This window comes from Martelella sp. UBA3392, from assembly GCF_002358775.1.
Taxonomy (GTDB): domain Bacteria; phylum Pseudomonadota; class Alphaproteobacteria; order Rhizobiales; family Rhizobiaceae; genus Martelella; species Martelella mediterranea.
This window is the reverse complement of record NZ_DEPM01000044.1, coordinates 12,429-13,087: the sequence shown is the minus strand read 5'-3', so window position 1 is coordinate 13,087 and position 659 is coordinate 12,429. Positions and strand designations below refer to the sequence as shown.

Genomic DNA, 659 nt, shown 5'->3' with positions numbered 1-659 from the left:
TTGCCTTTCCCGACCAGCCGCCCGGACCGGCGCTCGCCGAGGCCAAGAAGCTGCTGGCAGCCCTTGGCGCGCTTGGCGACGACGGGAGGCTGACCGAAACCGGCGAGCGCATCCGCGCGCTGTCTCTGTCGCCGCGCCTTGCCGCCATGGTGATCAAGGCCGGCCGCACCGGCCATGCCCGCGACGCCGCGCGGCTTGCCGTGCTGATGAGCGAGCAGGGGCTTGGCGGCACCGGCATCGATCTGTCGGAGCGGCTGCGCCGGTTTTCCGTGGACAGGTCGCCCCGCGCCGAGGCCGCGCGCGGCCTTGCCGACCGGATCGCAAAGGCGGCAGGCAGCGGCCGCGCGGACGGCCCGTTCGACCCCGGCGAAGCGCTGATTCATGCCTTTCCCGACCGCATCGCGATGGCGCGGGGCGGGCGCGGGCGCTATCTGATGGCGAACGGGCGCGGGGCGGAGCTTGCCGAGGACGATCCGCTTGCCGGCCAGGACTTTCTGGTGATCGCCGACCTGACGGGATCGGCCGCGCGCGGACGGATCCTCGCCGCCTGCCCGCTGCCGCGCGCTGTCGTCGAGGCGCAGCCGGGGATCGAGACGCTGGAGGAATGCGTGTTCGACCGCGACAGCCTGTCGGTGCGCGCCCGCCATGTCCACCGGCTC

1 pseudogene is annotated in these 659 nt (G+C 73.6%); it reads left to right on the top strand.

The annotated features are described in order from the left end of the window. A pseudogene (locus B4E36_RS03575) lies at positions 1 to 659 on the top strand (ATP-dependent helicase HrpB); the annotation flags it as partial.